Annotated in this window: 17 protein-coding genes; 9 read left to right on the top strand and 8 right to left on the bottom strand. The window is 63.8% G+C overall.

All coding sequences use genetic code 11. From position 1 onward, the window contains the following. The first annotated feature begins 45 nt into the window (after positions 1–45). From CKW13_RS14860 to CKW13_RS14905, 8 genes are all read left to right on the top strand, one after another. Positions 46–1,329 carry an FAD-binding oxidoreductase gene (locus CKW13_RS14860; RefSeq protein WP_095109380.1) on the top strand — a complete coding sequence of 428 codons (1,284 nt, stop codon included), beginning with the start codon at positions 46–48 and terminating at the stop codon, positions 1,327–1,329. A 452-nt stretch (positions 1,330–1,781) separates the two neighbouring features. After that, positions 1,782–2,918, top strand: coding sequence for a branched-chain amino acid ABC transporter substrate-binding protein (locus tag CKW13_RS14870; protein ID WP_095109517.1), 1,137 nt, complete (start codon positions 1,782–1,784; stop codon positions 2,916–2,918). Positions 2,919–3,120: 202 nt separating this feature from the next. After that, entirely contained in the window at positions 3,121–4,035 is a 915-nt protein-coding gene (locus CKW13_RS14875) for a branched-chain amino acid ABC transporter permease LivH (protein ID WP_095109382.1), read from the top strand. Between the two features lie 2 nt (positions 4,036–4,037). Continuing rightward, positions 4,038–5,336: a high-affinity branched-chain amino acid ABC transporter permease LivM gene (livM, locus tag CKW13_RS14880; RefSeq protein ID WP_095109383.1), complete on the top strand. Its 1,299-nt coding sequence runs from the start codon at positions 4,038–4,040 to the stop codon at positions 5,334–5,336. Beyond that, positions 5,333–6,205, top strand: coding sequence for an ATP-binding cassette domain-containing protein (locus tag CKW13_RS14885; RefSeq protein WP_095109384.1), 873 nt, complete (start codon positions 5,333–5,335; stop codon positions 6,203–6,205). The genes livM and CKW13_RS14885 overlap by 4 nt, the downstream gene beginning before the upstream one ends. Next, positions 6,202–6,918 carry an ABC transporter ATP-binding protein gene (locus CKW13_RS14890; RefSeq protein WP_095109385.1) on the top strand — a complete coding sequence of 239 codons (717 nt, stop codon included), beginning with the start codon at positions 6,202–6,204 and terminating at the stop codon, positions 6,916–6,918. The genes CKW13_RS14885 and CKW13_RS14890 overlap by 4 nt, the downstream gene beginning before the upstream one ends. 814 nt (positions 6,919–7,732) lie before the next feature. Further along, positions 7,733–8,500 carry an SDR family oxidoreductase gene (locus CKW13_RS14900; protein WP_095109387.1) on the top strand — a complete coding sequence of 256 codons (768 nt, stop codon included), beginning with the start codon at positions 7,733–7,735 and terminating at the stop codon, positions 8,498–8,500. A gap of 92 nt (positions 8,501–8,592) precedes the next feature. Further along, entirely contained in the window at positions 8,593–9,498 is a 906-nt protein-coding gene (locus CKW13_RS14905) for a cation diffusion facilitator family transporter (RefSeq protein WP_095109388.1), read from the top strand. A 54-nt stretch (positions 9,499–9,552) separates the two neighbouring features. Here the strand turns inward: CKW13_RS14905 and CKW13_RS14910 are convergent, their stop codons facing one another. From CKW13_RS14910 to CKW13_RS14945, 8 genes are all read right to left on the bottom strand, one after another. Continuing rightward, positions 9,553–10,686 carry an AGE family epimerase/isomerase gene (locus CKW13_RS14910; RefSeq protein WP_095109389.1) on the bottom strand — a complete coding sequence of 378 codons (1,134 nt, stop codon included), beginning with the start codon at positions 10,684–10,686 and terminating at the stop codon, positions 9,553–9,555. 168 nt (positions 10,687–10,854) lie between these two features. Further along, positions 10,855–11,427 (bottom strand): HupE/UreJ family protein, encoded by a 573-nt coding sequence (locus tag CKW13_RS14915; RefSeq protein WP_095109390.1) that lies wholly within the window; start codon positions 11,425–11,427, stop codon positions 10,855–10,857. Positions 11,428–11,459: 32 nt separating this feature from the next. Continuing rightward, positions 11,460–12,077, bottom strand: coding sequence for an urease accessory protein UreG (gene ureG / locus CKW13_RS14920; protein ID WP_095109391.1), 618 nt, complete (start codon positions 12,075–12,077; stop codon positions 11,460–11,462). A 9-nt stretch (positions 12,078–12,086) separates the two neighbouring features. Then, complete coding sequence (locus CKW13_RS14925; protein ID WP_095109392.1) at positions 12,087–12,761, bottom strand: urease accessory protein UreF; 675 nt, start codon at positions 12,759–12,761, stop codon at positions 12,087–12,089. After that, positions 12,758–13,258 (bottom strand): urease accessory protein UreE, encoded by a 501-nt coding sequence (gene ureE / locus CKW13_RS14930; protein WP_095109393.1) that lies wholly within the window; start codon positions 13,256–13,258, stop codon positions 12,758–12,760. Before ureE ends, CKW13_RS14925 begins: the two co-directional genes overlap by 4 nt. A gap of 479 nt (positions 13,259–13,737) precedes the next feature. Further along, a complete protein-coding gene (locus tag CKW13_RS14935) occupies positions 13,738–14,370 on the bottom strand; it encodes a TetR family transcriptional regulator (protein ID WP_095109394.1) in 633 nt (210 codons plus the stop codon). A gap of 155 nt (positions 14,371–14,525) precedes the next feature. Continuing rightward, positions 14,526–15,035 (bottom strand): hypothetical protein, encoded by a 510-nt coding sequence (locus CKW13_RS14940; RefSeq protein WP_095109395.1) that lies wholly within the window; start codon positions 15,033–15,035, stop codon positions 14,526–14,528. Positions 15,036–15,387: 352 nt separating this feature from the next. Next, a complete protein-coding gene (locus tag CKW13_RS14945; protein WP_095109396.1) occupies positions 15,388–15,840 on the bottom strand; it encodes an Lrp/AsnC family transcriptional regulator in 453 nt (150 codons plus the stop codon). A gap of 161 nt (positions 15,841–16,001) precedes the next feature. On the opposite strand from CKW13_RS14945, the gene yedA reads away from it, so the two are divergent. Next, entirely contained in the window at positions 16,002–16,892 is an 891-nt protein-coding gene (gene yedA / locus CKW13_RS14950) for a drug/metabolite exporter YedA (RefSeq protein ID WP_095109397.1), read from the top strand. The last annotated feature ends 46 nt before the right edge of the window (positions 16,893–16,938 follow it).

Consider the following 16,938-nt stretch of genomic DNA (forward strand, 5'->3'; position numbering starts at 1 on the left):
CAGTGAAAGGGTGTGCGGGTTGGGTTTCATTTTCGGAGTCCGGCAATGCCTTTACGCGAAGAATGCCTGTGGGAAACCCTGACCCCGCAACGCCCCGACCGGGCGGCGCTGGCAGGTGAAGTGACGGTGGATGTCTGCGTGATCGGCGCAGGCTTTACCGGGTTGTCGGCGGCGGTGCACTTGCTGGAGCAGGGCAAGCGCGTCTGCGTGCTGGAGGCCCATCGCGCCGGGCATGGTGGCTCGGGGCGCAATGTGGGGCTGGTTAACGCCGGCATGTGGATTGCCCCGGACGAAATCGAGGCCGGGTTTGGCGAGGCGGTGGGCAGCCAACTCAACCGCATGCTCGGCGCTGCGCCGGCGCTGGTGTTCAGCCTGATCGACAAGTACGCCATCGACTGCCAGTTGCGCCGCGAAGGCACCCTGCACATGGCCCACAACGCCCGGGGCGAAGCCGACCTGCGCAGCCGCCAAGCCCAGTGGCAACGCCGCGGCGCCCCGGTGGAGTTGCTCACCGGCGCCGCGTGCGCCGAGGCCACCGGCACCGAGCGCATCGCCGCCGCGCTGCTCGACCGCCGCGCCGGCACCCTCAACCCCATGGCCTACACCAGTGGTTTGGCCCAGGCCGCGACCGACCTGGGCGGCCAGTTGTTCGACCATTCGCCGGTCATCGGCCTGGAACGCCAGGGCCAGCGCTGGGCGGTGCAGACTGCCCACGGTGCGGTGCTGGCCGAACAGGTGGTGATCGCGTCCAACGCCTACACAGAGGGCGATTGGACCGAACTGCGGCGCAATTTCTTCCCCGGTTACTACTACCAGGTCGCTTCCAAGCCCCTGACCGAAGCTGCCGCCCAGCGGATCCTGCCGGGCGGGCAGGGCTCCTGGGACACCCGCCAAGTGCTCAGCAGCATCCGCCGCGACCGCGACGGGCGCCTGTTGCTCGGCAGCCTGGGCAACGGCAACCAGAAACCGGCGTGGTTCCTCAAGGCCTGGGCCGACCGGGTGCAGCAGCACTACTTCCCCTACCTGAAAAAAGTTGAGTGGGAATGCACTTGGACGGGCTGCATCTCGTTCACCCCCGACCACCTCATGCGCCTGTTCGAGCCCGCGCCGGGCCTGGTGGCCGTCACCGGTTACAACGGCCGCGGCGTGACCACCGGCACTGTGGTCGGCAAGGCCTTTGCCGACTACCTGTGCCACGGCGATGCCAAGGCCCTGCCCATTCCCTTCGTGCCGATGAAACCCCTGGTGGGCCCGGGCTTGCGCAGTTGCCTGTACGAGGCCGGGTTTTCGCTGTACCACGCCGGGCAGTGCCTGCGGGTGGTGATCTGACCCCGCTGTGGCGCTAGCAAGCGGGCTCGCCCGCTTGCGAAGGCTTCACTGTCGAGCGGGATAGGCCTCGTTTCCTACAGTAAAAAGAGGCGATTAACCCGTAAGTGCGGCGCTTTTCAGCGCAGCGACTAGCCTGTAGTGGTGCGCGTTGTAGCACTACTGCACCAGCAGTGTGCACTTCGGTGACGCAGGCTGTTACAGGCGGGTTGCACGTTGTTTAACGTCGCGGTTGCAATGATGGCGCGTTGCGGTTGCGCCTTCTGAAAAAAATGGTTTTACCTTCCGCGTTCCAGACGGTTGCACGTCCAATGAAATTGGGCCCGAATCCGTCGATAAAACAACGGTGCAGCGACTTTTCCAAGAATAAAAAACCGATGGCACGGCGCTTGCTCTGCGCAATGAGTGAAGAAGTAAAGTCGCAGTGCCAACTTAAAACCATGGAGCACCACCTCATGTCCCAGACGTTTTACAAGAAAGGCTTTTTGGCCCTCGCAGTCGCTGCTGCGTTGGGCGTTTCTGCGTTTGCTCAGGCCGACCTCAAGATCGGTGTAGCGGGACCCATGACCGGCGCCAACGCGGCCTTTGGCGAGCAATACATGAAAGGCGCCCAAGCGGCGGCCGATGCCATCAACGCGGGGGGCGGCGTCAACGGCGAGAAGATCGTCCTGGTCAAGGGCGATGACGCGTGCGAACCCAAGCAGGCCGTAGCCGTGGCCAACCGCTTGGCCGACCAGGACAAAGTCGCGGGCGTGGTCGGGCACTTCTGCTCTTCTTCCACCATCCCGGCCTCTGAGGTGTACGACGAGGCGGGCATCATCGCCATCACCCCCGGCTCCACCAACCCGCAGGTTACCGAGCGCGGCTTGAGTGCGATGTTCCGCATGTGCGGGCGCGACGACCAGCAGGGCATCGTGGCTGGCGACTACATCGTCGACGTGCTCAAGGGCAAGAAAGTTGTGGTACTGCACGACAAGGACACCTACGGCCAAGGCCTGGCCGACGCCACCAAGGCCCAGTTGATGAAGCGCGGCGTCGAGCCCGTGTTGTACGAAGGCCTGACCCGTGGCGAGAAAGACTTCAGCGCCGTGGTCACCAAGATCCGCGCCGCCGGTGCCGATATCGTCTACTTCGGCGGCCTGCACCCCGAGGCCGGCCCGCTGGTACGGCAGATGCGCGAGCAGGGCCTCAAGGACGTCAAGTTCATGTCCGATGACGGCATCGTCACCGACGAGTTGGTCACCACCGCCGGCGGCCCGCAGTACGTCGATGGCGTGTACATGACCTTTGGCGCCGACCCACGCATGCTGCCCGACAGCAAGGCCGTGGTAGAGGCTTTCCGCAAGGGCGGCACCGAGCCTGAGGGCTACACCCTGTACGCCTACGCCTCGATCCAGGCCCTGGCCGCCGGCTTCAACGGCGCCAAGTCGAACAAAGGCGAAGACGCCGCCAAATGGCTCAAGGCCAACCCGGTCAAGACCGTCATGGGCGAGAAGACCTGGGACGCCAAGGGCGACCTGAAAGTCTCCGACTATGTGGTCTACCAGTGGGACAAGGACGGCAAATACCACCAGTTGGAAAAACAGAAGTAAGGGCCTACCGGCCGCAAGGCTGGAACCTGAACCTGTGGGAGCGAGCCTGCTCGCGATGACAGATCAACCTTCAGCGGGTCTGTTGGCTGTTGCGCTGCGATCGCGAGCAGGGCTCGCTCCCACGGGGCTGTGTACCTGTATTTTCCTTAAGAAGAACCGCACACCCATCGGTGTGCAGGTTCTCACTGCGTGAGATTGCGTTATGGATGGTATTTTCCTGCAGCAACTGATTAATGGTCTGACCCTCGGGTCCGTCTATGGTCTGATCGCCATCGGCTACACAATGGTCTACGGCATCATTGGCATGATTAACTTCGCCCACGGCGAGGTTTATATGATCTCCGCGTACCTCGCGGCGATCAGTCTGGCTCTGCTGGCTTATTTCGGTATCGAATCCTTCCCGCTGATGATTCTCGGCACCCTGGTGTTCACGGTCGTGGTGACCGGTGTATACGGCTGGGTCATCGAACGCGTCGCCTACAAACCCCTGCGCAACTCCACTCGCCTGGCGCCGCTCATCAGCGCCATCGGCATTTCGCTGATCCTGCAAAACTATGCGCAAATCAGCCAGGGCGCCCGCCAACAGGGCGTACCGACACTGCTCGAAGGCGCCATGCGCGTCGATATCGGCACCGGTTTTGTGCAACTGACCTACACCAAGATCTTCATCCTCGTGGCGGCTTTCGCCGGCATGGCGCTGCTGACCTACATCATCAAGTACACGCGCCTGGGCCGTATGTGCCGGGCCACCCAGCAAGACCGCAAGATGGCCTCGATCCTGGGCATCAACACCGACCGGGTGATTTCCTACGTGTTCGTCATCGGCGCCGCCATGGCCGCGCTGGCCGGGGTGCTGATTACCATGAACTACGGCACGTTCGACTTCTATGCCGGGTTCATCATCGGCATCAAGGCGTTCACCGCCGCGGTGCTCGGCGGCATCGGCTCGCTGCCGGGGGCGATGCTGGGCGGCATCATCCTTGGCATCTCTGAGTCGCTGTTCTCCGGGCTCATCAACTCCGACTACAAAGACGTGTTCAGCTTCTCGCTGCTGGTGCTGATCCTGATCTTCCGTCCCCAAGGCCTGCTGGGTCGCCCACTCGTGGCGAAGGTGTAAGTATGTCTGCTGCCAATAAACCAATGGATGTGAAAAAGAGCGTCATCGACGCTGTGCTCGCGGGGCTGATCTCGCTGATCGTATTCGGGCCGATAGTCGGGGTGGTACTCGACGGCTACACCTTCAACCTGCAACCGGCCCGCGTCGGCTGGTTGGTGGCAATCGTGATGGTAGGGCGTTTCGCCCTGAGCCTGTTCCTCCAGACCCCGCGTGGCCTGAAGGTGCTCGACGGCTTTGAAAGCACCGGCTCCGGGGTGCACGTGCTGGCGCCGGACTACAAGTCACGCCTGCGCTGGATCATCCCGGCGCTGATCGTGATCGCCATCGTGTTCCCCTTTTTCGCCAACAAATACGTGCTCACCGTGGTCATCCTCGGCCTGATCTACGTGCTGCTGGGCCTGGGCTTGAACATAGTGGTGGGCCTGGCTGGGCTGCTGGACCTGGGTTACGTGGCCTTCTACGCCATCGGTGCCTATGGCCTGGCGTTGGGCTATCAATACTTGGGCCTGGGCTTCTGGACGGTGCTGCCGCTGGCGGCCATCGCCGCGGCGATGGCCGGGTGCATCCTCGGGTTCCCGGTGTTGCGCATGCACGGCGACTACCTGGCCATCGTGACCCTGGGTTTTGGCGAAATCATTCGCCTGGTGCTCAACAACTGGCTGTCGTTCACCGGCGGGCCCAATGGCATGCCGGTGCCTTCGCCGACCTTCTTCGGCCTGGAGTTCGGGCGCCGGGCCAAGGACGGCGGGGTGCCGTTCCATGAGTTTTTCGGCACGGCCTACAACCCCAACCTGAAGTTCCTGTTCATCTACATCGTGCTGTTCATCACCGTGCTGCTGGTGCTCTACATCAAGCATCGGCTGACCCGCATGCCGGTGGGCCGCGCCTGGGAGGCCCTGCGCGAAGATGAAATCGCCTGCCGCTCCATGGGCCTGAACCACGTGCTGGTCAAGCTCTCGGCCTTCACCATCGGCGCGTCCACGGCGGGCCTGGCCGGGGTGTTCTTTGCCAGCTACCAGGGCTTCGTCAACCCGTCCTCGTTCACCTTCTTCGAGTCGGCGCTGATCCTCGCCATCGTGGTGCTGGGCGGCATGGGCTCGACGGTGGGCGTGGTGATCGCCGCGTTCGTCCTCACCGTGGCGCCGGAGCTGTTGCGCAGCTTCTCCGAATACCGGGTGCTGCTGTTCGGCGTGCTGATGGTGTTGATGATGATCTGGCGCCCCAGGGGCCTGATCCGCATCAGCCGCACCGGGGTCAAACCGCGCAAGGGTGCCATTCACTATGAGAGGGCTGCGCCATGAGTGAAGTCGTCCTTTGTGTGGAAAAACTGATGATGCATTTCGGCGGCATCAAGGCGCTGAGCGACGTCAGCCTGCAAGTCAAACGCAACTCGATCTTCGCCCTGATCGGCCCCAACGGCGCGGGCAAGACCACGGTGTTCAACTGCCTCACCGGGTTCTACAAGGCCTCGGGCGGCAAGATCGAACTCAACGTGCGCGGCCAGCGCACCAACGTCATCCAGTTGCTGGGCGAATCGTTCAAGGCGCGGGATTTCATTTCGCCCGCGTCCTTCGCCAGCCGCCTCTACTACAAAATGTTCGGCGGCACCCACCTGGTGAACCGCGCCGGCCTGGCCCGGACCTTCCAGAACATTCGCTTGTTCAAGGAAATGTCGGTGCTGGAGAACCTCCTGGTGGCCCAGCACATGTGGGTCAACCGCAGCCTGCTGGCGGGCATCCTCAACACCAAGGGCTACCGCAAGGCTGAGAGCGATGCGCTGGATTGCGCGTTCTACTGGCTGGAAGTGGTGGACCTGGTGGACTGCGCCAACCGCTTGGCCGGCGAGCTGTCCTACGGCCAGCAGCGGCGTTTGGAGATCGCCCGGGCCATGTGCACGCGCCCGCAGATCATCTGCCTCGACGAACCGGCCGCCGGCCTCAACCCCCAGGAAACCGAAGCACTGAGCGCGATGATCCGGCTGCTGCGCGACGAGCATGATCTGACCGTGGTGCTGATCGAACACGACATGGGCATGGTGATGAGCATCAGCGACCACATCGTGGTGCTGGACCACGGCAACGTCATCGCCGAGGGCGGCCCTGACGCTATCCGCAACGACCCGAAAGTGATCGCCGCCTACCTGGGCGCGGATGAAGAGGAACTGGTATGAGCCAACCGATCCTCGAACTCAAGGACCTGGACGTGTTCTACGGGCCGATCCAGGCCCTGAAGAAAGTCTCGATGCACATCAACGAAGGGGAAACCGTGAGCCTGATCGGCTCCAACGGCGCGGGCAAATCCACGCTGCTGATGTCGATCTTCGGCCAGCCGCGCGCGGCGAGCGGGCAGATCATCTATGGCGGCGTGGACATTACCCACAAGTCTTCCCACTACATCGCCTCCCACGGCATCGCCCAATCGCCGGAGGGGCGGCGAGTGTTCCCCGACATGACCGTGGAAGAGAACCTGCTGATGGGCACCATCCCCATCGGCGACAAGCACGCCAGCGAAGACATGCAGCGCATGTTCGAGCTGTTCCCCAGGCTCAAGGAGCGCCGCACCCAGCGCGCCATGACCATGTCCGGCGGCGAGCAGCAAATGCTCGCCATTGCCCGGGCGTTGATGAGCCGGCCCAAGCTGTTGCTGCTGGACGAACCGAGCCTGGGGCTGGCGCCCATTGTGGTCAAACAGATCTTCGCCACCCTGCGGGAACTGGCGGCCACCGGCATGACGATCTTCCTCGTCGAGCAAAACGCCAACCACGCCCTCAAGCTCTCGGACCGGGCCTATGTGATGGTCAACGGTGAAATCCGCCTGACCGGCACGGGCCAGGAACTGCTGGTCAACGAAGAAGTGCGCAACGCCTACCTGGGCGGCCACTGATACACCCGCCGCACAACCCGTGGGCGCGAGCCTGCTCGCGATGGCGATCTAAAAACCGCCATCGCCCTGTAGGAGCCTGGCTTGCCAGCGATAGCGATTTCAAGACCGCCGTCGCGGGTAAGCCAAGCCCCTACAACCCCCCTCAAAGCCCTCCCCCCGAAATTGTGGAAAACAAATTCCACCACCTGCCAAAGCGCGGCATAAAGCCGCCGTAATCAGTTGTTTTGTCACAGTTTTGACTTGTCCCCGTTTGCTGTGGAGCGGGCTGTGGGTAACGTGGGAGTAGCTGGCTGCAGGCCACGGTCTGCGTGGCTTTCAGGCGGTTGGTTGTTTTTTGCGCAGCGGTTTTTGCTCGGCCGTGTGGCCGAGTTGTCAACCGTTTTATTGTCGCGGCCAAGGCGCTCTGCGGGGCTGGACAAGCCTGTGGATAAGTCTGTGGTTAAACTCTGGAAAGACCTCGCCAAGCGGCGTAAATGCTGGCCTGGCGCAATGACGTGGTGGGCTGCTTGGCGGCCGCACGTCAGGGGTGGCGGCAGGTGAGGTTTCCCAGGTCAAGTAAAAAAACTCTATTTTTCGACGCAAAGCCTTGTACACAGCGGCTTTGCTGGTTGTGCACTTGCCCCCAAAGACTGTGGACCGGCCTGTGGATAACATGCGCGTACCTGGCTACAGGCCCCGCCGTTACAGGCTTACGAACGATTGATCGTTATTTGTACAGCTCGCGCGTGCCGGGTTGCCGCCAAAGGCCTCGGCGGGCATGCTGCGGGGCGACTTTTTATTCATACACGCCTGACAGGCCCGCGAGGAACACACAATGACCAACACCCTGTTTATTACCGGCGCCACGTCCGGTTTCGGTGAAGCCTGCGCCCGTCGTTTTGCCGAGGCCGGTTGGTCGCTGGTGCTCACCGGGCGCCGCGAAGAGCGCCTCAATGCCCTGTGCGCCGAGTTGTCGGCGCACACCCAGGTGCATGGCCTGGTGCTTGATGTGCGTGACCGTAAAGCCATGGAGGTGGCCATCGCCAGCCTGCCGCCGGCCTTCGCCAAGCTGCGCGCACTTATCAACAACGCCGGCCTGGCCCTGGGCGTGGACCCGGCGCCCACGTGCGACCTGGACGACTGGGACACCATGGTCGACACCAACATCAAAGGCCTGATGTACGCCACCCGTTTGCTGCTGCCCAACCTCATCGCCCACGGCCGCGGCGCCGGGATCATCAACCTGGGCTCGGTGGCCGGCAATTACCCGTACCCCGGCAGCCACGTCTATGGCGCCAGCAAGGCGTTCGTCAAACAGTTCTCCCTCAACCTGCGCTGCGACCTGCAAGGCACGGGCGTGCGGGTCACCAACATTGAGCCGGGCCTGTGCGAGAGCGAGTTCTCCCTGGTGCGCTTTGCCGGCGACCAGGCGCGCTACGACGCCACCTACGCGGGCGCCGAGCCGATCCAGCCGCAGGACATCGCCGAGACGATTTTCTGGGTGCTCAACACCCCGGCTCACATCAACATCAACAGCCTGGAACTGATGCCGGTGAGCCAGAGCTGGAGCGGTTTTGCCATCGACCGTAGCGCCAAGGCCTGAGGCGGCAAATCGGCCAAAACATGGCATAAGGTACACTCGCGCCTCTGAACCCCGCCGCGCCCTGCGGTTTCAAGGTTCCAACAGGAGGCTATGTGAGTAACCGAGGTGAGCAGGCCCTGCTCAAACAATCCACCGTACTGATGTTTGCCGTGGCGATCGCCGGGATCGCCACGGGTTTTATTTCTGGCTCCCAATCCATCCTGTTCGATGGGTTTTTCTCTCTGATCGCCACCTTCATCAAAGTCCTGATGCTGATTACCGCGCGCCTGATCGCCAAGCAAAGCAACGCGCGGTTCCAGTTCGGCTACTGGCACCTGGAGCCCATGGTGCTGCTGATCGAGGGCAGTTTCCTGCTGCTGATCGCCATCTACGCCTTTCTCAACGGGGTGTTCGGCATTATCAATGGCGGGCGCGACATCGAGCTGGGGCTGGTGATCGTCTACGCGGCGGTGTTTAGCCTGGTCGAGTTCGCCTATTTCTTCTACGTGCGCTACCGCAACCGCCGGCTCAAGTCGTCGCTGATCCAGTTCGACAACATCAGTTGGCTGGTGGACGCCATGCTCTCGGTGGGCTTGCTGGTGAGCTTTCTCGCCGCACTGCTGCTCAAGAGCCAGGGCTATGGCCAATGGGCGTTGTACGTTGACCCGGCGATCCTGATCCTGCTGGCCCTGAGCATGCTGGCGCCGGCCTGGAAGATCCTCAAACCGGCCATGCGCGACGTGTTGGGGATCGTCCCCGACCAACTCGACAGCCAGGTGCGCCAGGTAATGGACCAGGCCAAGGCTGCCCATGGCTTCGACGATTACGTGTCTTACGTGCAAAAGCACGGGCGGGCGCGGTTTATCGAGATTCATGTGGTGCTGCCGGCCGACTACCCGATCGCCGCCGTCGCCACCCTCGATGCCTTGCGCGAAGAGATATCCACAGCCCTGGGCAAACCGGATGCGGCGCGCTGGTTGACCATCAGCTTTACCGGCGAGCGTAAGTGGATTGCGTGAGGGCTGTGGCGATAAGCAACGGTGGGAGCGGGCGGCTGCCACAGCGCCAATGGCTCAGCCCAAATATTGCGCCAAGCCGCGATAACAGGTGGCCAGGTGATACGGGGTGGTGGAGGGCATGTCGCGGCGGCTGACGCTGGCGTTGGCATCGAGGCACTCGTACCAGCCGCCGGGGTGCAGGAAGTGTTGCTGCAACGCCTCTAGCTGGCGTTGCAGGCGCGGTTCGCTGGCGGGGCGCAGGGTCAGGGCGCGCAGGTATTCGGCCTGGGCCCAGATGCGCTGGGTGGCGTCGCGCACGCCGCCCTCCAGGTCGAGCATGCCGCTGACGCTGGCGGTGCGGTCATCCACGCCGACCTGCTCGGCGTAGGCGAACGCCCGTTCCAGGGAGGCATGCAGCGGCGTGCCCTTGAGCAGCGGCGAGGAACCGAGCAAAAACAGCCACTCGAACTGATGCCCCGGCTCGAACCAGTTATCCACAGCCCCCAGCGGTTTCTCCATCATCACTCCGTGGCGCGGCTCGACGAACCGCCGCTGCATACCCGCGCACAGTTGCTCCAGGGCCGCTTGCACCTTGGCATCGGGGCGCGCGGCGAGGGTGGCGAGCAAGGCTTCGGCCAGGTGCATCAACGGGTTTTGCAAGGGGCCAGCGGCCAGCGCCGACCAATCGCGTTCGAGTACCGCTTCATACAAGCCGCCGTCGATGGCGAAGCGCTCGGCGACCACTTGCAGCGCCGCGTTGAGCACCGATTCCACCAACGGCTCGCGCACCCGGGCCCAGTAATGGGCGCAGGCGAAAATGATGAAGGCGTGGGTGTAGAGGTCTTTGCGCGTGTCCAGCGGCGCGCCTTGGGCATCGATGCTGTAGAACCAGCCACCGTGCTCGGCGTCGTGGAAGTGGCGCTGCAACGAGCGGAACAGCGCCTCGGCCCGTTCCTCGGCGCCGCTGATGCCGGGTTCGCCGATCAGGCTGGCAAACAGGTACAGCTGCCGCGCACACGCCATGGCCCGATAGCGCTGGGGCGGCAGGGGCTGGTGCTGGGCGTCCAGCGCTTCATAAGGCAGGGCCAATTGCGCGTTCCAGCCCGGGCCTTGCCACAGCGGCACGATCACCCCGCGAAAGTGCTGTTGCACCGTGGCGAACAGGGCGGTCAATTCAGGCTGGCTGGCAGAGCGGGAAGCGTGGGGCATTGGCGGGCGTCGTCACGGCAGGGGTGTTTGCGCGACATGGTAGCAGAGAGCCTTGGCTTGGGAGAGGTGGCCCGGCATCACAGGCAAGGCCCACCTCCCTTGGCAAACACCGCAAGACAACTGTGGGAGCGAGCCTGAACGCGATAGCGCCCTCCAAACCATTGAACATCACCCCGCCAACAACCACACCCCAGTCGCCGCCGACACCGCCCCCGCCAACCGCACCAGCGGCGCGGCCGCCCGTGGCAGCACGCGCACCAGGGCAAACCCGGCGCCATGCAGGGCGCCGGTGGCGGCGACAAAACCGGCGGCATAGCTCCAGGGGCTGGCCATGGCCGGCAGTTCCAGGCCATGGGCCACGCCGTGGAACAGGGCAAACAGCGCCGTGGCCGCCAGCGCCAGGCTCAGGGGCGGGCGCACCGCCAGGGCCACCGCCAGGCCCAGGGCCAGTACCGAGGCGGCGATGCCGCTTTCCAGGGCCGGCAGGTGCAGCCCTGCAAAACCCAGCACGCCGCCCAGCAACATCGTGGCGACAAAGCTGCACGGCAGCGCCCAACGCGCCGCACCCTGTTGCTGCGCCGCCCACAGGCCAACGGCGAGCATGGCCAGCAAGTGGTCGAGGCCGCCGATGGGGTGGCTGATACCGGCGATCAAACCGTTGTCGCCGTGGCCAGGGTGGGCCAGGGCCAGGGCGGGGGTGAGCAGCAGCGCGAGGGCGGCAAGGGTACGGGGCAATGTCATGGATAAGCGTCCTTGTTGGTGTGAATAAGGGTTCAGGCCGCCGTGGTCAGCAGGCCCTGGCGTTCGATAAAGGCAATGATCTCGGGCAGGCCCTGGCCGGTTTTCTGGTTGCTGAACACGAACGGCTTGCCGGCACGCATGCGCTGGGTGTCGCTGTTCATCAGCTCTAGGGACGCGCCCACCAGCGGCGCCAGGTCGATCTTGTTGATAACCAGCAGGTCGGATTTGCAGATCCCCGGCCCGCCCTTGCGCGGCAATTTGTCGCCGGCCGATACGTCGATCACGTAGATCGTCAGGTCCGACAGCTCCGGGCTGAAGGTGGCGGACAAGTTGTCGCCGCCGGATTCCACCAGAATCAGGTCCAGCCCCGGGAAGCGCCGGTTGAGCTGGTCGACGGCTTCAAGGTTGATCGAGGCGTCTTCGCGGATCGCCGTGTGCGGGCAGCCGCCGGTTTCCACGCCAATGATGCGTTCCGGCGCCAGGGCCTGGTTGCGCACCAGGAAATCGGCGTCTTCGCGGGTGTAGATGTCGTTGGTGACCACCGCCAGGTTGTAGCGCTCGCGCAGGGCCAGGCACAGGGCCAGGGTCAGGGCGGTCTTGCCCGAGCCGACCGGGCCACCGATGCCAACGCGCAGGGGTTGTGAGTTCATGGGTTTCTCCTAGGAACGAAACAGACGGCTGTACTGGCGCTCATGGGCCATGCACGCCAAGGACAGGCCAAACGCGGCGCTGCCGTAATGGTGAGGGTCGAGGCGGGCGGCGTGCTCGCGGGCCTGTTGCAGCACCGGCAGCAGTTCGCTGGTCAGGCGCTGGGCGGCTTGCTGGCCCAGGGGCAGGGTTTTCATCAGCACGGCCAATTGGTTTTCCAGCCAACTCCACAGCCAGGCGTCGAGGGCGTCGGCCGGGGTGATGCGCCAGGCCCGCGCCGCCAATGCCCAGCCCAGGGCCAGGTGCGGCTCGTCCTGCTGCTGGAGAAAGGCCCGGGCCGGGGCGTCCAGCTCCGGCAAGCCGTTGAGCAACTGCTGCAACGAGTAGCCCATCTGCCGGCTCTCCTGATGCAATTCGCGGGTTTCGCGGCTGGCCCGGTGCTGTTCGCAGTGGCTGTGCAGCGCGGGCCAGTCGTCGTTGGCGGCGGCGCTGCAATGGGCGAGCAGCAGCGGCGCCTCGAAACGGCTGAGGTTGAGCCGCAACTGATCGCTGAGCCAGCGCTTGGCGCTAGCGGCGTCGTGCACGCGGGCGTTATCCACCGCCATTTCCAGGCCCTGGGAATAGCTGTAGCCACCAATCGGCAACTGCGGGCTGGCCAGGCGCAGCAGGGCCCAGGCCGGGCTCACGGGCGCACGCCGAACTGGTGCAACTTGGGCGCGTAGTTGAAGGCTTCTTCGCCGTGGCGCGAATGATGATGGCCACCGCCATAGGCGCCGTGTTCCGGTGCGAAGGGTGCCTCCAGGGCCTGCACGGTGGCGCCCAGTTGTTCGAGCATGGCCTTGAGCACGTAGTCGTCGAGCAGGCGCAACCAGCCGTCGCCCACTTGCAGGGCCACGTGGCGGTTGCCCAGGTGATAGGCGGCGCGGGTCAGCTCAAACGCGCTGGCGCAGGTGACGTGCAGCAACTGCTCAGGCCGCGCGCGCACCCGCACCACACGGCCGTCCTCGGCGCGCAGGTATTCGCCGTCATACAGCGGCGGCTGGCCGCGCTCCAGGAACAACCCCACGTCCTCACCCTCGGCACTGAAACAGCGCAAGCGGCTTTTGCTGCGCGCCTCGAAGGTGAGGTGCAACTCGGCGGCCCATTCAGGTTGGGCGGCGATCCGTTGGTGAATGACCAGCATCGGCAGGCTTCCGGCTAAAGGCGATGCAGGGGCTAGAGCAAGGGGCTTGCCAATTGCGCTGGGGCGTAGGAAAAGCCTGTCGGGCCGGGTCGGCGCTAGAAAATGGGGCGCAGGGAAGGGTGGAGATTGGTGCGCTGGGCGAAGGCGCGCCCCGTTTTGGGGCGTGCATGATGGGGCCGCGAGCTTTTGTGGGAGTAACGGTCTTACCCCTACCCTTCGTCACCGCCACTGCGTGCCGCCACCGCGAGCAGCGCAAAACAGATCACGCCCACACTGTGGGAGCGGGCCTTGCCCGCGATGAGGCTGGGACAGGCGACGCACTTCTGGCACTTGGAATGCTGTCATCGCGAGCGGGCTCGCTCCCACAGAGGAAAATGAAAATCCCACCCGCACTACAGTTCAACTGTGGGGCTTGCCCGCGAGAGCGGTCTAACAGCTTCTAAGTCGGCTGGCCCTCATCGCGAGCAAGCTCGCCCGGGTTATTCCGTACTGCCCAACCCTTGCCAATGCTTGAGGCCGATAAAGATGAAGCGCAGTTGCTGGGTGATTTTCGCCTGGGGCGTGAGGTGCTCGGGCAGGGCCTGGGCGGGCGGGTCGATGATGTCGGGGAGGGTGGCGAACACGCTTTTGACGATCAGGTCGGCCATCACCGACAACGCGGCGAGGTCCAGGTGTTGCAGCTTGGGCATCAGCACCAGGTCGGCGGCCAGGTCGGCGCTGATGTTCTCGCGCAGGGCCGCGATGGCCTGGCGCACCGGCAGCGAGCCGCCGTATTGCTCGCGGGCGAGGAACAAAAACTGCGAACGGTTGGCGCTGACCACGTCGAGAAAGATGCGCACCGAGGCATCGATGATGCCGCCCATCACGAATTCGTTGTGGCGTACCAGGCGGATGGTGGCGCGGAAGGTCTGGCCGACTTCGCTGACCAGCTCCAGGCCCAATTGGTCCATGTCGGTGAAATGCCGGTAGAACCCGGTGGGCACGATGCCCGCGGTCTTGGCCACTTCACGTAGGCTCAGGCTGCCGAATCCGCGGCCGCACTCCATCAAATGGCGGGCTGCGTCCATCAGGGCGTTGCGGGTCTGTTGCTTCTGTTCGGCGCGGGGCAGCATCGGGGCTGACTTCTATCAAGGACAGCGGCGCACTCTAGCAAATCGACTTTGCTGGCGTCGAACGACAAAACGGTTAGGGGCGCAGGCAGGCGTGGGGATTACACACAGTCAAAGCCCGATCCGGGGATCGGGCTTTTTTCGGGGCCGCCATGGGCTCAGCTCACAGCGCTGTTGCGTTCGGCGAGGCGATCAGCACCGCCCTCGACCAGCAGTTGACCTTGTGGGGTGCGCTCGTAGCCACCTTCAACCAGGCCTTTTTCTTCCAGGCGATCGCGGCCACCTTCGGCAACGGTCTGGCCTTGTGGCGTGCGGGCGGAACCGTCAGCGGCAAGGGTCTGGCCCTGTGGGGTACGTTCGGTGCCGTCAGCGGCGAGGGTCTGGCCCTGTGGGGTACGTTCGGTGCCGTCAGCGGCGAGGGTTTGGCCCTGTGGGGTGCGTTCGTTACCGTCAGCGGCCAGGGTTTGGCCTTGTTGGGTACGTTCGTTACCGTCGGCTGCCAGGGTTTGGCCCTGTGGCGTGCGTTCGCTGCCATCGGCGGCGAGGGTCTGGGTGAAGACGGTGTGGCTGGCCTTGATCTGTGGAACGCTCTGTTCCGAGGCTGGCAGGGCAAAGGCGTTGGCGGCCAGGATCGAGAGGGTCAGGCTGAGCAGTAATTGGCGTTTCATGATGGCGGCTCCTTGAGAGGGCGACTAAGTGGGTACGGAGCCAATGTTACTCGCGCAAAATCGATATAAAAGTTCATAAACACAATGGTAATAATCAACAGAATTGATTGTTCTGCGGGGAGGCTCTAGATCGCGCCTTTGCGGCGGGTGGTTTTGCACCGGGGTGGGTATTTTCGACTCACTGCTGCCTCGAAAAAGGGCGAGGGCGGTAACGCCAGGGGCACGCCGCCCCCCCCGTAATAGCCGGGTTGGCCAGCGATGGCGGCACTGAGTGACGCTGGCGAATGGTAGGGGTAAGACAGTCGCTCCCACCAAGGCAAGCCATGCGCTACGAGGAAAGGGGCAGTGCGGCTCAGGTGGGCTTGCTTTCCAGTTGCTCTAGCGGCACCCGGGTTTCCAGGGCGCTGGAGAGGATGATGGAGGTCTTGCTGACCCCGAAGCGTGCCACGCGGTTTATCAGGGCTTCGAGCTCCGGCATCGTGCCCACGGCCCCTTGCATGATGACGCAGGGGTCGCCGGTAACGCGGTGGCATTCGGTCAACTGGGGGATCTTGGCCAGTTCGTCGTACACGCTCTGCTTGCCGTTCTGGTTCAGGCGCAATTCGATCACGCAGCGGATCGGCAGGCCGATTTTGGCCATATCAACTTGCGCCTTATAGCCGGTAATGACCCCCGAAGTTTCCAGTTTGGCCACCCGTTCGGCCACCGCCGGAGCCGACAGGCTGACCTTGCGCGCCAGTTCTGCGTAACTGGCGCGGCCGTTTTCCAGCAGGGCGGCGAGGAGCATGCGGTCGTATTTGTCCATGGTCGGGCTCGTGCAAGGGGTGAGTTTTGAAAGCGTGGCCAATGGCCGGGATTTCATTCTTTTAAAAAGTGTATGGCCACTATAAACAGGTTTTGTAGCTTATTTTTGCCCGGGGGCCTTTCTAGAATAGTTCTCCCGCCCACCTTGCCTTTGAGCCCCGCATGCCTGGACCTCGCCGTTTCCCCTTGCCCTTGATTGCCGCGTTTTTTGCCTTGTATGTGATTTGGGGGTCTACCTACCTGGTGATCCGCATCGGCATTGAATCCTGGCCGCCGCTGATGCTCGCCGGGATCCGCTTTATCACCGCGGGCGTGTTGATGTACGCCTACCTGCGCTGGCGCGGGGCCCCGGCGCCGACCTGGCCGCAATGGCGTTCGGCGGGGCTGATCGGCATTTTGCTGCTGACCTTCGGCAACGGCGCGGTCAGCGTGGCCGAGCACACAGGCGTGGCCTCGGGTGTGGCGGCGCTGGCGGTGGCGACGGTGCCGCTGTTCACCTTGCTGTGCGGCTATTTCTGGGGCCAGCGCAACACCCGCTTGGAGTGGGCCGGCATCGTGCTGGGGCTGATCGGTATCGCCATGCTCAACCTGGGCTCCAACTTGCAATCGAGCCCGCTGGGCGCGGCGCTGCTGATTTTCGCGGCGGCGGCCTGGGCCTTTGGTTCGGTGTGGAGCAAGCACTTGCCGCTGCCCCAGGGCGCAATGGCCAGTGCCGCGCAAATGTTGGTGGGCGGCGTGGTGCTGATGGTGGGCAGTGTGCTCAGCGGCGAACGCCTGGAGGCAATGCCGCCGCTCAAGGGCTGGTTTGCGCTGTTCTACCTGATCGGTTTCGGTTCGATCATCGCCTTCAACGCTTATATGTACCTGCTCAAGAACGTTCGCCCGGCGGCGGCCACCAGCTACGCCTACGTCAACCCGGCCGTGGCGGTGCTGTTGGGGATCGTCTTTGCCGGCGAAACCATCGGCATCGAAGAAGCCCTGGCGATGTTGGTGATTATCAGCGCCGTGGTGTTGATCGGCCTGCCGCAGTGGCGGCGGCAGAAACCGCAGTGAATTAGGGTAAACTGCCGCGCATTGCACTCCTTGCGCTGACTTTTCC

Source organism: Pseudomonas sp. Irchel 3E20, assembly GCF_900187645.1.
GTDB lineage: Bacteria > Pseudomonadota > Gammaproteobacteria > Pseudomonadales > Pseudomonadaceae > Aquipseudomonas.

Bases quoted from the DNA above. Each gene is read 5' to 3' on its own strand.
- CKW13_RS14945 (WP_095109396.1), bottom strand. From the start codon at position 15,840: ATGGACAAATACGACCGCATGCTCCTCGCCGCCCTGCTGGAAAACGGC.
- CKW13_RS14890 (WP_095109385.1), top strand. From the start codon at position 6,202: ATGAGCCAACCGATCCTCGAACTCAAGGACCTGGACGTGTTCTACGGG.
- CKW13_RS14935 (WP_095109394.1), bottom strand. From the start codon at position 14,370: ATGCTGCCCCGCGCCGAACAGAAGCAACAGACCCGCAACGCCCTGATG.
- CKW13_RS14870 (WP_095109517.1), top strand. From the start codon at position 1,782: ATGTCCCAGACGTTTTACAAGAAAGGCTTTTTGGCCCTCGCAGTCGCT.
- CKW13_RS14940 (WP_095109395.1), bottom strand. From the start codon at position 15,035: ATGAAACGCCAATTACTGCTCAGCCTGACCCTCTCGATCCTGGCCGCC.
- livM (WP_095109383.1), top strand. From the start codon at position 4,038: ATGTCTGCTGCCAATAAACCAATGGATGTGAAAAAGAGCGTCATCGAC.
- ureG (WP_095109391.1), bottom strand. From the start codon at position 12,077: ATGAACTCACAACCCCTGCGCGTTGGCATCGGTGGCCCGGTCGGCTCG.
- CKW13_RS14900 (WP_095109387.1), top strand. From the start codon at position 7,733: ATGACCAACACCCTGTTTATTACCGGCGCCACGTCCGGTTTCGGTGAA.
- ureE (WP_095109393.1), bottom strand. From the start codon at position 13,258: ATGCTGGTCATTCACCAACGGATCGCCGCCCAACCTGAATGGGCCGCC.
- CKW13_RS14885 (WP_095109384.1), top strand. From the start codon at position 5,333: ATGAGTGAAGTCGTCCTTTGTGTGGAAAAACTGATGATGCATTTCGGC.
- yedA (WP_095109397.1), top strand. From the start codon at position 16,002: ATGCCTGGACCTCGCCGTTTCCCCTTGCCCTTGATTGCCGCGTTTTTT.
- CKW13_RS14915 (WP_095109390.1), bottom strand. From the start codon at position 11,427: ATGACATTGCCCCGTACCCTTGCCGCCCTCGCGCTGCTGCTCACCCCC.
- CKW13_RS14910 (WP_095109389.1), bottom strand. From the start codon at position 10,686: ATGCCCCACGCTTCCCGCTCTGCCAGCCAGCCTGAATTGACCGCCCTG.
- CKW13_RS14860 (WP_095109380.1), top strand. From the start codon at position 46: ATGCCTTTACGCGAAGAATGCCTGTGGGAAACCCTGACCCCGCAACGC.
- CKW13_RS14875 (WP_095109382.1), top strand. From the start codon at position 3,121: ATGGATGGTATTTTCCTGCAGCAACTGATTAATGGTCTGACCCTCGGG.